Origin of the sequence: Actinacidiphila glaucinigra, from assembly GCF_035918135.1 — a bacterium.
Taxonomy (GTDB): Bacteria; Actinomycetota; Actinomycetes; order Streptomycetales; family Streptomycetaceae; genus Actinacidiphila; species Actinacidiphila glaucinigra.
The window spans coordinates 6,428,131-6,441,417 of record NZ_CP109144.1 but is presented as its reverse complement, the minus strand read 5'-3'; the positions used below and the strand labels follow the sequence as shown (position 1 = coordinate 6,441,417).

Below are 13,287 nucleotides of genomic sequence, written 5' to 3'. Positions count from 1 at the left end.
GTCAGAGCACGCGCCTCATCGAGAGGTGCGGAATGCCCGCCTCCTCGTACTCCGCGCCGAAGGCGGTGTAGCCGAGGCGCTCGTAGAAGCCGACGGCGTGGGTCTGGGCGTGCAGTTCGACGGCGGACAGACCGTGCCGCCGGGCCTCGTCCTCGATGGCGCGCACCAGCGCCACGCCGATGCCCAGCCCGCGGGAGGCGCCGGTCACGGCGAGCCGCCCGAGGATGCCGGTGCCGTCCTCGCCGAGGAGCAGCCGACCCGCGCCGAGTGCGCCGTGGGGGCCGATCGCCAGGACGTGCACGGCGGCGTCGTCGTGTGCGTCGTACTCCAGGTCGGCGGGGACCTGTTGCTCGACGACGAAGACCTCGTGCCGGACCGCGTAGTACGCCTTCAGGTCGTCCGGGTCGGCGGCGACCCGGACCTCGTAGTTCTCAGGCACTGTCGGCCCGCACGGTGTCGAGGGCGTACTGCAGGTCGTCCGGGTAGGTGCTCTCGAACTCCACCCAGCGGCCGTCCTCGGGGTGGGAGAAACCCAGGCGCACGGCGTGCAGCCACTGGCGGGTGAGTTTCAGCCGCTTGGCGAGGGTGGGGTCGGCGCCGTAGGTCAGGTCGCCGACGCAGGGGTGGCGGTGGGCGGCCATGTGGACCCGGATCTGGTGGGTGCGGCCGGTCTCCAGCTTGATGTCGAGCAGGGAGGCCGCGCGGAACGCCTCGACGAGGTCGTAGTGCGTGACGCTGGGCTTGCCCTCCGCGGTCACGGCCCACTTGTAGTCGTGCTGGGGGTGGCGGCCGATCGGGGCGTCGATGGTGCCGCTCAGCGGGTCGGGGTGGCCCTGGACCAGCGCATGGTAGCGCTTGTCGACGGTGCGCTCCCGGAACTGCTGCTTGAGGTCGCTGTAGGCGATCTCCGACTTGGCGACGGCCATCAGCCCCGAGGTGCCGACGTCGAGCCGGTGGACGATGCCCTGGCGCTCGGCGGCCCCGGAGGTCGAGATCCGGTAGCCGGCGGCGGCCAGGCCGCCGATGACCGTGGTGCCGGTCCAGCCGGGGCTGGGGTGGGCGGCCACGCCCACGGGCTTGTCGATCACGACCACGTGGTCGTCGTCGTGCACGATGCGCATGCCGGGCACCGGCTCGGCGACGATCTCCACCGGGCGCGGCGGCGCGGGCATCTCGACCTCGAGCCAGGCACCGCCCGAGACCCGGTCGGACTTGCCGGCCGCGCTGCCGTCGATCGTCACCTTCCCGGCGGCGGCCAGCTCGGCCGCCTTGGTCCGCGAGAAACCGAACATACGGGCGATGGCGGCGTCGACGCGCTCGCCCTCGAGGCCATCGGGGACGGGGAGGGATCGAACTTCGGCAGGCATACTCACCTGATCGAGTATGCCGGATCCGCGGGGCGCCCCTCGCCGCCCTGCTCCCGGCTCAGTCCTTGTGCACGGTTCCGTCCGGGTCCAGACCGCGGAAGGACAGCAGGACGATCAGGATGCCGCCGCAGACGATCGCCGAGTCGGCCAGGTTGAACACCGCGAAGTGGGTCGGCGCGATGAAGTCGACCACGTGGCCCTGCAGGAAGCCCGGCGCACGGAAGATCCGGTCGGTGAGGTTGCCGAAGGCGCCCCCGAGCAGGAGTCCCAGCGCGATCGCCCACGGCACGCTGTGCAGCTTGCGGGCGATCCTGGCGATCACCACGACCACCGTGACGGCGATCACCGTGAAGACGATGGTCATGCCCTGGCCGAAGCCGAAGGCCGCACCGGCGTTGCGCACCGCCTCGAAGCGCAGGTAGCTGCCGATCACCTCGATGGGCTCGTGTCCCTCGAGGCTGGTCACCACCCAGATCTTCGTGAGGAGGTCGAGGACGTACGCGAGCGCCGCGACGCTCAGGAGCACGGCGATGCGCCGCGGCCCCTTGCCGGTGACCTCGTCCGTACCGCCGGTCGGCTCCTCGGCCGTGTCCGCCGCGGTCTCCTGTGCCTTCGCCATGTGAGTCCTTCAGCCCTGATCTGCGCCAGTCCGGATCCTGACGCAGACGAGGTTACGGCACATACGTCCGAACAGCGGGGCTGCGAGGGTTCGGGCCCCGCGATTCCCCGTTTCCGCGCCCAGTGGCCGGCATCGGCGGTCGGCGCTCAGTGGCGTTCCTGGCGCTGCTTGCAGTCCACGCAGAGCGTCGCGCGGGGGAAGGCCTGCATCCGCGCCTTGCCGATCGGCTTGCCGCAGGACTCGCAGAGCCCGTACGTGCCGGAGTCCAGCCGCTCGAGCGCGTGCCCGGTCTGCGCGAGCATCTCGCGGGCGTTGGCGGTCAGCGCCATCTCGTGCTCGCGCGTGATGTTCTTGGTGCCGGTGTCGGCCTGGTCGTCACCGGCCCCGTCGCCCGAGTCGCGCAGCAGCCCGGTGATGGCGTCCTCCGAGGTGGTGATCTCGGACCGCAGCCGGTCCATCTCGGCCAGCAGCTCGGTGCGCGCCGCCTCCACCTCCTGCTCGGACCACGGCTCCTCGTCCGGCCGTACGGCCAGGTCGCCCGCGGCGACGGCGCCCGCCGCCTCGGCGATGCGGGCCGTGGGAACCGCGGAGGCGGACGCCCCTGCCGCGGCCGTACCGGCCGCCGTCTTCTTCGCTGCCACCTTCTTGGCTCCCGTCTTCGTGGCCTTCGCGGACTTCGTGGTCTTCGCGGGTGCGGCCGCAGCGGCCGTACCGGCGGTCCTGGTGGTCCTGGCGGTGGCGGTCTTGGCCGCCTTCGCGGCCTTCTTCGCCGGCGCGGCCTTCTTCGCCGCGGCCGGCGCCTTCGCGGGCTTCTCCGCCGCCGTCACCGTCTTCTTGGCGGGAGGCGCGGTCTTGCTCGCCGTACGTCCCGTGGTCTTGCGCGTGGACGCCGCCTTCGTCGTCGTCTCCTCCGCCACGGCCGCCTTCTTTCCTGCGGCCTTGGCCGCGGTCTTCCCCGCGGCGGACGCCGCGGCCTGCTTCGCGGCGGGTGCCGCCTTGCGTACGACAGCCTTCTTCGCGGGCGCCTTCTTCCCGGCCGCGGCCTTCCTCCTGGTGCTCCGCGTCCCCTCGGCCGTTCCTTCGCCTGCCGCGGCGGCCTTCCTGCGAGCGGGGGACGCAGCCTTGGCCGGGCGCTCGGCCGCCGCCTTCCGCGCGGTGGGCGCGGCATTCGTGCGGGCCGCGGAGGCGGCCGCCGGTGCCGTCTTCTTCGCCGTCGTCTTCTTCGTGACGGTGGTCTTCTTCCCCACCATGGCCGAGGCCCCTTCACATATTGCGATCTTGCTCGCGAATCGTGCCGGAACGATAAATCGGCTCCGGACCCGCGGCAACGGGGCACGCCGCCTGATCCGCCTGCCGTGCCGGGTCGGGAGGCAGGTCTGCATCCGTTGTGCCCAGCTCTCCGCGGGGTATTCCGGTACCCACGGGTAACGGGGTGCGGACCGGGCCATTCGGGTCACACCGGCCCTCCGCCGAAACCCGGCCGACACCGCACCCCGCGGCCCCTTACACTGGGCGGAGCGAAAGGCGTGGAAGGGGACGAGTAGCGCCGTACGCAGCCCATAGCGACCCGGGGACGGTGGAAGCCCGGGGGTGTGCGCGACGTGAAGATCACCCCGGAGCCGCCGGAAGAAAACCCGCGAGGGCGAGTAGAGCCGGCAGCGCGACCCCAATGAGGGGGTTGCGGAGCGAGCCCGCAGGGGCCCGTCCGCGGCCAAGGAGGGTGGTACCGCGGGAGCACTCACAGCAGGCGCTCTCGTCCCTCCGACGGAATACGCACGCGACCGTGTCCGCCGGAGGCAGATCCGATGACGCAGTACCGCCAGGTCCCCGCCCAGGTAGACCTGCCCGCGCTGGAGCACGAGGTGCTCGCGTTCTGGCAGGAGAACAAGGTCTTCGCCCGCTCCCTGGAGCAGACCGAGGGCAAGCCGGAGTGGGTCTTCTACGAGGGCCCGCCGACCGCCAACGGCATGCCGGGCGCGCACCACATCGAGGCCCGCGTCTTCAAGGACGTCTTCCCGCGCTTCAAGACGATGCAGGGCCACCACGTGACCCGCAAGGCCGGCTGGGACTGCCATGGTCTTCCGGTCGAGCTCGCCGTCGAGAAGGAGCTGGGCTTCTCCGGCAAGAAGGACATCGAGGCGTACGGCGTCGCCGAGTTCAACGCCATGTGCCGCGCGTCCGTGACCCGGCACACCGACGCCTTCGCCGAGCTGACCACCCGCATGGGGTACTGGGTCGACCTCGACGACGCCTACCGGACGATGGACCCGGAGTACATCGAGTCCGTCTGGTGGTCGCTCAAGCAGATCTTCGACAAGGGCCTGCTGGTCCAGGACCACCGCGTCGCGCCCTGGTGCCCGCGCTGCGGCACGGGCCTGTCCGACCACGAGCTGGCGCAGGGCTACGAGACCGTGGTCGACCCCTCGGTGTACGTGCGCTTCCCGCTCACCTCCGGCCCGCTCGCGGGCGAGGCCGCGCTCCTGGTGTGGACGACCACTCCCTGGACGCTCGTCTCCAACACCGCGGTCGCCGCGCACCCCGACGTCACCTACGTCGTCGCCACCGACGGCCGGGAGAAGCTGGTCGTCGCCGAGCCGCTGCTCGGCAAGTCGCTCGGCGAGGGCTGGGAGGCCACCGGCCAGAGCTTCACCGGCCGCGAGATGGAGCGCTGGACGTACCAGCGCCCCTTCGACCTGGTCGAGTTGGAGGGCGCGCACTTCGTCGTCAACGCCGAGTACGTCACGACCGAGGACGGCACCGGCCTGGTCCACCAGGCGCCCGCCTTCGGTGAGGACGACCTCAGGACCTGCCGCGCCTACGGGCTGCCGGTGGTCAACCCGGTGCGCCCCGACGGCACCTTCGAGGAGGACCTGGAGCTGGTCGGCGGCCAGTTCTTCAAGAAGGCCGACGAGGCCCTCGTCGACGACCTCCAGGCGCGCGGGCTGCTCTTCCGCCACCTGCCGTACGAGCACAGCTACCCGCACTGCTGGCGCTGCCACACCGCGCTGCTCTACTACGCGCAGCCGTCCTGGTACATCCGCACGACCGCGGTCAAGGACGCCCTGCTCCGCGAGAACGAGCGCACCAACTGGTACCCGGAGGCGGTCAAGCACGGCCGCTTCGGCGACTGGCTCAACAACAACATCGACTGGGCGCTGTCCCGCAACCGCTACTGGGGCACGCCGCTGCCCATCTGGCGCTGCGAGGAGGGCCACCTCACCTGCGTCGGCTCGCTGGCCGAGCTGTCGGAGCTGACCGGCGCCGACCAGACCGGCCTGGACCCGCACCGCCCCTTCATCGACGACGTCACCTTCGCGTGCCCGCAGTGCTCCGCCGCGGCCGTGCGCGTGCCCGAGGTCATCGACGCCTGGTACGACTCGGGCTCCATGCCGTTCGCGCAGTGGGGCTACCCGTACCGGAACAAGGAGCTCTTCGAGGGCACCTATCCGGCGCAGTTCATCTCCGAGGCGATCGACCAGACTCGCGGCTGGTTCTACACGCTGATGGCGGTCGGCACCCTCGTCTTCGACCGGAACGCCTACGAGAACGTGGTCTGCCTGGGCCACATCCTCGCCGAGGACGGCCGGAAGATGTCCAAGCACCTGGGCAACATCCTCCAGCCCATCCCGCTCATGGACCAGCACGGCGCCGACGCCGTGCGCTGGTTCATGGCGGCCGGCGGCTCGCCCTGGGCGGCCCGCCGGGTCGGCCACGGAACGATCCAGGAGGTGGTCCGCAAGACCCTCCTGACGTACTGGAACACGGTCGCCTTCCAGGCCCTGTACGCCCGCACCTCCGGCTGGGCCCCGAGCGAGGCCGACCCGGCCCCGGCCGACCGCCCGCTGCTGGACCGCTGGCTGCTCGGCGAGCTGGGTGCGCTGGTGCGCGACGTCACCGACGCGCTGGAGTCGTACGACACCCAGCGCGCGGGCAAGCTGCTCTCGTCCTTCGTCGACGACCTGTCCAACTGGTACGTGCGCCGCTCGCGGCGCCGCTTCTGGCAGGGCGACAAGGCGGCGCTGCGCACCCTGCACGACGTCGTCGAGACGGTGACCCGGCTGATGGCGCCGCTGGTGCCGTTCATCACCGAGCGCGTCTGGCAGGACCTGGTCGTCCCGGTCACCCCGGGCGCCCCCGGGTCGGTGCACCTGGCGAGCTGGCCCACGGTGGACGCGGCGCTGGTCGACCCCGTCCTGTCCGAGCAGATGGCCCTCGTACGCCGCCTGGTGGAGCTGGGCCGCGCCACCCGTGCCGAGTCCGGGGTCAAGACCCGCCAGCCCCTCTCGCGGGCCCTGGTGGCCGCCTCGGGCTTCGAGGCGCTCGGCGAGGAACTGCGGGCGCAGATCGCCGAGGAGCTCAACGTCGCCTCCCTGGCGTCCCTGAGCGAGGTCGGCGGCTCCCTGGTCGACACCACGGCCAAGGCCAACTTCCGCGCCCTCGGCAAGCGCTTCGGCAAGGGCGTCCAGGCCGTCGCCAAGGCCGTCGCCGAGTGCGACGCGGCGGCGCTGTCGCTGGCGCTGCGCGAGGGCAACGCGTCCGTGGTCGTGGACGGCGAGCCGGTCGCCCTGTCCGCGGAGGAAGTGATCATCACGGAGACCCCGCGCGAGGGCTGGTCCGTCGCGTCCGACTCCGGCGCGACCGTGGCGCTCGACCTCGAGATCACCCCGGAGCTGCGCCGGGCGGGCCTGGCCCGCGACGTCATCCGGCTCGTCCAGGAGGCCCGCAAGAACAGCGGCCTGGACGTCGCGGACCGCATCGCGCTGCGCTGGGCCGCCGCCGACGCGGAACTGGCGGAGGCGCTCGCGGAGCACGCGCGGCTCGTCGCGGACGAGGTCCTCGCGACGGACTTCGCCTCCGGCGCCCCGGAGGAGGGTTACGGCCCCGCCTTCACCGACGAGGCCCTCGGCCTCACGTTCCACCTCCGCAAGCGCTGACCCCTTCGGGGTCGGGCACCGCACGACGCCCCCCGCCCACGTTTCCCGTGGGCGGGGGGCGTCGTTGTGTGCGGGTTGTGTGCGCCTGCGGCGGGCTGTCCCCCGCCCTCCCGCCCTCCCCCAGCCTTCGGCCGGGGGGACCCCCATCCCGGATGGTTGGTGCGGGCCTGCGCGGGTGCGTGGTGGGCCGGGGGCGGGGCCTCCGGGGCTGGGCATTCTGTACCGCATATTTATGTGCATGGCGGGCACCTGCGCTCGGTGCCCCGGGTGCCGCACAACAAATACACGTCAGCGTCCAGAACGCCCACCCCTACGACCCCGCCCCCTCCGTTTCGGAAGGCGACCAACGGCCGGTGGAGGGGGTGATGGGGGGCGCCCCTCCCCGCACCGCTGCCAACTGCCCTCCGCAGGGGGTCCCCCGGCCGCAGGCCGGGACAGGGTGCGCGCACCCGTGGCCCGGGGCACCTCCCACGGGACGGCTGACGCACCTCACCCGCCGACGCTCCAGGCGGCAGATCACGACGAGCGCCTATGTGGGGACGCACCCTGACCTCCGGCGGGCGTCCGACCCGCAACCAGATTCAGCCTTGGAACCACACCAACCGCACCGCATCAGGCCGCCCCTGGCCGAAGCAGAGCGATCAGCGCCCGCGCGCCCTACCGCCGGCATCGGCCCAAGCGCCCCGATAGCCCCTGTGCCCGAACTGCTCCGTGATCAGTTGGAAGATTCCCCCATGGAGGGCCTGATGGCCGTGGGCGTTCGGTAAGACGCGTGCGGCAACCCCGGACCACTCCTCACCACCCTCCGGCCGTCAGTCGCGCACGGATACGGAGGGGGCGGGGTCGTAGGGGTGGATGTTCTGGACGCTGCGGGATATTTGTGTGCGGCATCCGGGGCTCGGACTTGGACCGCCCGTCATGCACGTAAATAACCCAGTCCAGGACGTGCAGCCCCGGAGGCCCCGCCCCCGGCCCACCACGCACCCCGCGAGGCGTTCACTGACCGCGCCGGATGGGGGTCCCCCCGGCCGAAGGCTGGGGGAGGGAGGGCGAGGGACAGCCCGCCGCAGGCGCAACCAACCCGCACACAACAACCAGGCAGCCCGGCGCAGCCGCCCGCAGGCGCAAACGACCCGCACACAGCAACGGGCCGCACACGAGGGGACCGTGAAAGGGCCGGGCCCCCGAGGGAAGCGATTCCCTGGGGGCCCGGCCCTGTGGTGCCGCAGTCGCGTAAGCGACTAGTTGTCGTCCTCGTCGATCAGGAACCCACGCATCGGCGTCGGCGCCTGCTGCAGCGGCGCCGGGCCCTGGGGCCGCACCGGTGCCATCGGCTGCGTCATGGCCGGCGACATCTGCTGCTGGCCGCCGTACGTCGGGTTCTGCCCGCCGCCCATACCCTGGCCGCCGTAGCCCTGGTTGCCGCCCATGGTGCCGGCACCGGCCGTGGCCATGCCGCCGCCCATCGTGCCCATGCCGCCGCCGCCCATGGTGCCGCCCATTCCTCCGGAACCGGAGGAGAGGGAAGCGGCCGCGGGGGTGCGCGGCGGGGCGAGCGAGTCGTCGGCCTGGTTCTCCAGCTGACGCAGCTGGCTCTCCAGGTACGACTTCAGGCGGGTGCGGTACTCGCGCTCGAAGCCGCGCAGGTCCTCGACCTTGCGCTCCAGCGTGGCGCGAGCGGACTCCAGGGAGCCCATCGCCACGCGGTGCTTCTCCTGCGCGTCCCGCTCAAGGGCGTCGGCCTTGGCGCGGGCGTCGCGCTCCAGGCCCTCGGCGCGGCTGCGGGCCTCGCCGACGATCTTGTTCGCCTCGGCGCGTGCCTCGGCGATCGCCTGGTCGGCCGTCTGCTGGGCGAGCGAGAGCACACGGGCGGCGCTGTCGCCACCGGGGCCCTGCTGCTGCATCGGGTGACCACCCTGCATGGGGTGCTGCTGTCCCATCGGGCCCTGACCCATGGGGCCGCCCTGCATGGGGTGCTGCTGTCCCATCGGACCCTGGCCCATGGGGCCGCCCTGCATCGGGCCCTGACCCATCGGACCCTGACCCATGGGGCCCTGGCCCATCGGGCCCTGACCCATGGGGCCGCCCTGCATCGGACCCTGGCCCATCGGACCGGGGCCCTGCTGTGCGCTGGGCCCGGCGGGCAGGGCGAGGCCACTGCCGGGTCCCTGGGGACCGGGGCCGCCCATCTGCTGGGGCGGCACCGGCTGCGGTCCGGATATGGCGGCGGGCACGGGAGCCCCGGGACCGCGGCCGTCCTGCGGCTCGGGCTTGCGCATGCCCTGCTGCTGGTTCTGGGCGGCGGCACGGGTCGCCGCGGCCAGCTTGGCGCGCAGGTCCTCGTTCTCGCGGAGCAGTCGCGTCAGTTCCGACTCGACCTCGTCAAGGAAGGCGTCGACCTCGTCCTCGTCATAGCCTTCTCGGAGGCGGACGGTCGTGAACTGCTTGTTCCGCACGTCCTCGGGGGTCAGTGGCATCTCTTCACCTCAACGTGATCGTCGACATATCGGGAGCCCGCATCGGTCATCCTCGCAAGCCCCCTACGACGGTGAGCAGGATGTACACGATGATCATCAATACGAAGAAGGACAGGTCGAGCGCCACGCCCCCGAGGCGCAGCGGCGGGATGAACCGCCGCAGAAGCTTGAGTGGCGGATCGGTGACAGTGTAGGTGGCCTCCAGGACGACCACCATGGGCTTCCCAGGCTGCCACGATCGGGCGAACTGGAAAACATAGTCCATCACCAACCGGAAGATCAGGACAAGCAGGAAGCACATCAGCGCGATCCACAGCACCTGGAGTGCGATGTCCATCGCGCTGCCCTCTCCCCTGCTCGTTCATGGACCTCACGGCCGGTTTCGTACGGTTGCGTATCTCAGCTCTGATTGAAGAACCCGCCTTCGGCGATGCGGGCCTTGTCCTCCGCCGTGACATCGACGTTAGCAGGCGACAGCAGAAACACCTTCTGCGTCACCCGCTCGATGCTGCCGTGCAGCCCGAAGACCAGTCCGGCGGCAAAGTCGACAAGTCGCTTCGCGTCCGTGTCGTCCATCTCCGTCAGATTCATGATCACCGGAGTGCCTTCACGGAAGTGTTCCCCGATCGTACGGGCTTCGTTGTACGTCCGGGGGTGGAGTGTCGTGATCCGGTACGGCTCTCGTTCCGACACGACCTTGGGCATGATCACCGGCGCGTTCTTCTCCAGGCTATGGCGTTCTTGTGTGATGGATGCCACTGCGGCGATCCGGGGTTCCCGGGGGGCCGGGGCATGCACGATGCGTGCCGGTTCCTCCGGTTGTGTCTGATGTGGTGGCTGGTGGGACTGGTGCGGTCGGCGGGAGCGCTCCGGCTCGGGTTCGGGTTCGAACTCGTCGTCGGGGTCAAATCCCGGGCCGTCGTACCCGTCGTCCTCCACGAGGCCGAGGTAGACCGCCATCTTGCGCATCGCGCCGGCCATGCTCTGCGTCCTCTCAGCGGGGAAAGACCATATTTTTTGTGTGGTCCGACTTGTTTGGTGACGTTACCCGAGCCCGGTCCGGACTCCGAGTACCGCGCTACCGATGCGTACGTGTGTCGCACCGGCGGCGATGGCCTCTTCGAGGTCCGCGCTCATCCCTGCCGAGACCATGTTCGCAGCCGGATGCGCGGCGCGCAGGCAGGATGCGATTTCCGCCAGCCGATCGAAGGCGGCGCGGGGTTGACCCGCGTACGGCCCCGCCAGCGGTGCCACCGTCATCAGTCCGTCAAGGCGGAGCCCGGGGGCGGCCGCGACGGCTTCGGCGATCCCTTCGACGGCATCGGGTGCGATTCCGCCGCGGGAGCCATCCGCCCCGGACTCGGCGTCCAGCGCGACCTGGAGGAGACAGCCGAGCTCGCGGTCGGCCCGCTCGGACTTCATGACGGCCGAGGAGAGGGCGTCGACCAGCCGGCGGCGGTCGACCGAATGCACGAGGTCCGCGTAGCGCACCACCGAGCGCACCTTGTTCGTCTGCAGCTGTCCCACGAAGTGCCAGGTCAGCGGCAGGTCGGCGCAGGCCTCCGCCTTGGGGGCGGCGTCCTGGTCGCGGTTCTCCGCCACCTCGCGGACACCGAGGTCCGACAGGATCCGCACGTCGCTCGCCGGATAGGTCTTGGTGACCACGATCAAGGTCACCTCGTCCCGCGCCCGGCCGGCCGCCGCGCAGGCCGCCGCGATGCGCTCCTCGACCGCGGCCAGGTTCCCGGCCAGCTCGGCCCTTCGCTCTTGCGTACGGTCAGTCACTCGGTCCGTCCAGCCAGACATATCCCGCGAGTCGTCCGGTGGTCCGCTCGCGGCGGTACGAGAAGTGGTCCCCGGACTCCATCGTACAAATATGGGATTTCTCACCCATCGGCACACCCAGTCGGGCGAGTTGGGCGTGCACTCCGGTGGCGATGTCCAGGGAGGGGGTGCCCCAGCTGGTGGTGGCGCGGGCCTCGGGGACGGCGGCGGCCACCTCGTCGCGCATCGACTCGGGCACCTCGTAGCAGGAGCCGCAGACCGAGGGCCCGGTCATCGCGGTGATCCGCTCCGCGCGGGCGCCGAGACCGACCATGGCCTCGACCGCGGCGGGGACGACCCCGGCCAGCAGACCCGGGCGGCCGGCGTGGGCCGCGGCCACCACTCCGGCGTGCGCGTCGGCCATCAGGACCGGGACGCAGTCGGCGGTCAGCACCGCGAGGGCGAGTCCGGGCCGGGTGGTGACGACGGCGTCCACCTCGGGGACCCGGCCGTCGGCCCAGGGGGCGGCGACGACGGCGACGTCGTTGCCGTGCACCTGGTTCATCCACACCACGCGGGCGGGGTCGAGGCCCAGACCGCGTGCGGCGGCTTCGCGATTGGAGAGGACGGCGGCCGGGTCGTCACCGACGGCGCCGCCGAGGTTGAGGCTGTCGTACGGAACGGCGCTCACCCCGCCCCACCTGTCGGTGAAGGCGAAGTGGGCGCCGCCCGGACGTGCATGGCTGAGCGTTATCACGTGTGGCTGTGCTTACTTCAGGAAGTCGGGTACGTCGAGTTCCTCGGCGGCGGTGTCCTGGTAGGGACGCGCCGGGGGAACCTGCGGGGCGATCGGCTGGGCGGGAACCTCGGCGACCGGTTCGGCCTTCGGCTCCTCGTCACGCTGCGTGACACTGCCCAGGCCGCTGAAGGCCGGGCGGACCGGCTCGGCGGGCTGCGCGGCCGGACGGGCCGGGGAGGAGTTCTCCTCGCGCGAGGGGGAGTACGAGCCGAGCACCTTGTCGCGGTTGCGGGTCGGCGGCTGCCCGCCGTCGAATCCGGCCGCGATGACGGTGACCCGGACCTCGTCGCCCAGGGCGTCGTCGATGACCGCACCGAAGATGATGTTGGCCTCGGGGTGCGCCGCCTCGCTGACCAGCTGGGCGGACTCGTTGATCTCGAACAGACCGAGGTCCGAGCCACCGGAGATGGAGAGCAGCACGCCCCGGGCGCCGTCGATGGACGCCTCCAGCAGCGGCGAGGAGATCGCCATCTCGGCGGCGGCGACCGCGCGGTCGTCCCCGCGGGCCGAGCCGATGCCCATGAGGGCCGAACCCGCCTCGGACATCACGGACTTCACGTCGGCGAAGTCGAGGTTGATCAGACCGGGGGTGGTGATCAGGTCGGTGATGCCCTGAACACCGGAGAGGAGTACCTGGTCCGCGGAGCGGAAGGCGTCCAGCACGCTCACCTGGCGGTCGGAGATCGACAGGAGGCGGTCGTTGGGGATCACGATGAGGGTGTCGACCTCGTCGCGCAGCCCGGCGATGCCGTCCTCGGCCTGGTTGGCCCGGCGGCGGCCCTCGAAGGTGAACGGGCGGGTCACCACACCGATGGTGAGGGCACCCAGCGAGCGGGCGATGTTGGCGACCACGGGCGCCCCGCCGGTGCCGGTACCGCCGCCCTCGCCCGCGGTGACGAAGACCATGTCGGCGCCCTTGAGCACCTCTTCGATCTCCTCGCGGTGGTCCTCGGCGGCCTTGCGGCCGACATCGGGGTTGGCGCCGGCGCCGAGTCCACGAGTGAGCTCCCGGCCGACGTCCAGCTTGACGTCGGCGTCGCTCATGAGCAGGGCCTGTGCATCGGTGTTGATCGCGATGAACTCGACGCCCTTGAGACCGACCTCGATCATCCTGTTGATGGCGTTCACGCCACCGCCGCCGATGCCGACGACCTTGATGACTGCGAGGTAGTTCTGCGGTGCTGCCACGTCGAAGGCCTCTCGCCTCGAGTTACGTATACCTGTGGGGACGGTCGGGAAGGCCGGCCGATCCGAACCCTAACCCTGAGGTTTAGGGTTACCAGTATGTCTGTCCCGCACTGTCTTTGGGACAGGACACTAAATCGAC

11 protein-coding genes are annotated in these 13,287 nt (G+C 71.2%); 1 reads left to right on the top strand and 10 read right to left on the bottom strand.

The genetic code is table 11. The features are described from left to right. Position 1 precedes the first annotated feature (1 nt). From OIE69_RS28970 to OIE69_RS28955, 4 genes are all read right to left on the bottom strand, one after another. Positions 2-439, bottom strand: coding sequence for a GNAT family N-acetyltransferase (locus OIE69_RS28970; RefSeq protein WP_326576840.1), 438 nt, complete (start codon positions 437-439; stop codon positions 2-4). Further along, a complete protein-coding gene (locus OIE69_RS28965) occupies positions 432-1,367 on the bottom strand; it encodes an RluA family pseudouridine synthase (protein ID WP_392567687.1) in 936 nt (311 codons plus the stop codon). The genes OIE69_RS28970 and OIE69_RS28965 overlap by 8 nt, the downstream gene beginning before the upstream one ends. A gap of 58 nt (positions 1,368-1,425) precedes the next feature. Continuing rightward, positions 1,426-1,986, bottom strand: a complete 561-nt coding sequence (gene lspA, locus OIE69_RS28960; protein ID WP_089221918.1) for a signal peptidase II — start codon at positions 1,984-1,986, stop codon at positions 1,426-1,428. A gap of 146 nt (positions 1,987-2,132) precedes the next feature. Further along, on the bottom strand, positions 2,133-3,236 hold the full coding sequence (locus OIE69_RS28955) for a TraR/DksA family transcriptional regulator (protein ID WP_326576836.1): 1,104 nt from the start codon (positions 3,234-3,236) through the stop codon (positions 2,133-2,135). A gap of 555 nt (positions 3,237-3,791) precedes the next feature. On the opposite strand from OIE69_RS28955, the gene ileS reads away from it, so the two are divergent. Further along, positions 3,792-6,920, top strand: coding sequence for an isoleucine--tRNA ligase (gene ileS, locus OIE69_RS28950; protein WP_326576834.1), 3,129 nt, complete (start codon positions 3,792-3,794; stop codon positions 6,918-6,920). 1,241 nt (positions 6,921-8,161) lie between these two features. Here ileS and OIE69_RS28945 read toward each other — a convergent pair. From OIE69_RS28945 to ftsZ, 6 genes are all read right to left on the bottom strand, one after another. Further along, positions 8,162-9,397, bottom strand: coding sequence for a DivIVA domain-containing protein (locus tag OIE69_RS28945; RefSeq protein ID WP_326576832.1), 1,236 nt, complete (start codon positions 9,395-9,397; stop codon positions 8,162-8,164). A 46-nt stretch (positions 9,398-9,443) separates the two neighbouring features. Then, a complete protein-coding gene (locus tag OIE69_RS28940) occupies positions 9,444-9,734 on the bottom strand; it encodes a YggT family protein (RefSeq protein ID WP_018557120.1) in 291 nt (96 codons plus the stop codon). Between the two features lie 62 nt (positions 9,735-9,796). Next, the gene (locus OIE69_RS28935; protein ID WP_018557119.1) at positions 9,797-10,378 is read right to left on the bottom strand and encodes a cell division protein SepF; all 582 of its coding nucleotides are present in this window, start codon (positions 10,376-10,378) and stop codon (positions 9,797-9,799) included. 63 nt (positions 10,379-10,441) lie between these two features. After that, the gene (locus OIE69_RS28930; protein ID WP_326576828.1) at positions 10,442-11,203 is read right to left on the bottom strand and encodes a YggS family pyridoxal phosphate-dependent enzyme; all 762 of its coding nucleotides are present in this window, start codon (positions 11,201-11,203) and stop codon (positions 10,442-10,444) included. Then, on the bottom strand, positions 11,175-11,915 hold the full coding sequence (gene pgeF, locus OIE69_RS28925; protein ID WP_326581441.1) for a peptidoglycan editing factor PgeF: 741 nt from the start codon (positions 11,913-11,915) through the stop codon (positions 11,175-11,177). The genes OIE69_RS28930 and pgeF overlap by 29 nt, the downstream gene beginning before the upstream one ends. Positions 11,916-11,930: 15 nt before the next feature. Beyond that, complete coding sequence (ftsZ, locus tag OIE69_RS28920; RefSeq protein WP_326576826.1) at positions 11,931-13,148, bottom strand: cell division protein FtsZ; 1,218 nt, start codon at positions 13,146-13,148, stop codon at positions 11,931-11,933. Positions 13,149-13,287 lie beyond the last annotated feature (139 nt).

Bases quoted from the DNA above. Each gene is read 5' to 3' on its own strand.
- OIE69_RS28965 (WP_392567687.1), bottom strand. From the start codon at position 1,367: ATGCCTGCCGAAGTTCGATCCCTCCCCGTCCCCGATGGCCTCGAGGGC.
- lspA (WP_089221918.1), bottom strand. From the start codon at position 1,986: ATGGCGAAGGCACAGGAGACCGCGGCGGACACGGCCGAGGAGCCGACC.
- OIE69_RS28955 (WP_326576836.1), bottom strand. From the start codon at position 3,236: ATGGTGGGGAAGAAGACCACCGTCACGAAGAAGACGACGGCGAAGAAG.
- ileS (WP_326576834.1), top strand. From the start codon at position 3,792: ATGACGCAGTACCGCCAGGTCCCCGCCCAGGTAGACCTGCCCGCGCTG.
- OIE69_RS28945 (WP_326576832.1), bottom strand. From the start codon at position 9,397: ATGCCACTGACCCCCGAGGACGTGCGGAACAAGCAGTTCACGACCGTC.
- OIE69_RS28940 (WP_018557120.1), bottom strand. From the start codon at position 9,734: ATGGACATCGCACTCCAGGTGCTGTGGATCGCGCTGATGTGCTTCCTG.
- OIE69_RS28935 (WP_018557119.1), bottom strand. From the start codon at position 10,378: ATGGCCGGCGCGATGCGCAAGATGGCGGTCTACCTCGGCCTCGTGGAG.
- OIE69_RS28930 (WP_326576828.1), bottom strand. From the start codon at position 11,203: ATGTCTGGCTGGACGGACCGAGTGACTGACCGTACGCAAGAGCGAAGG.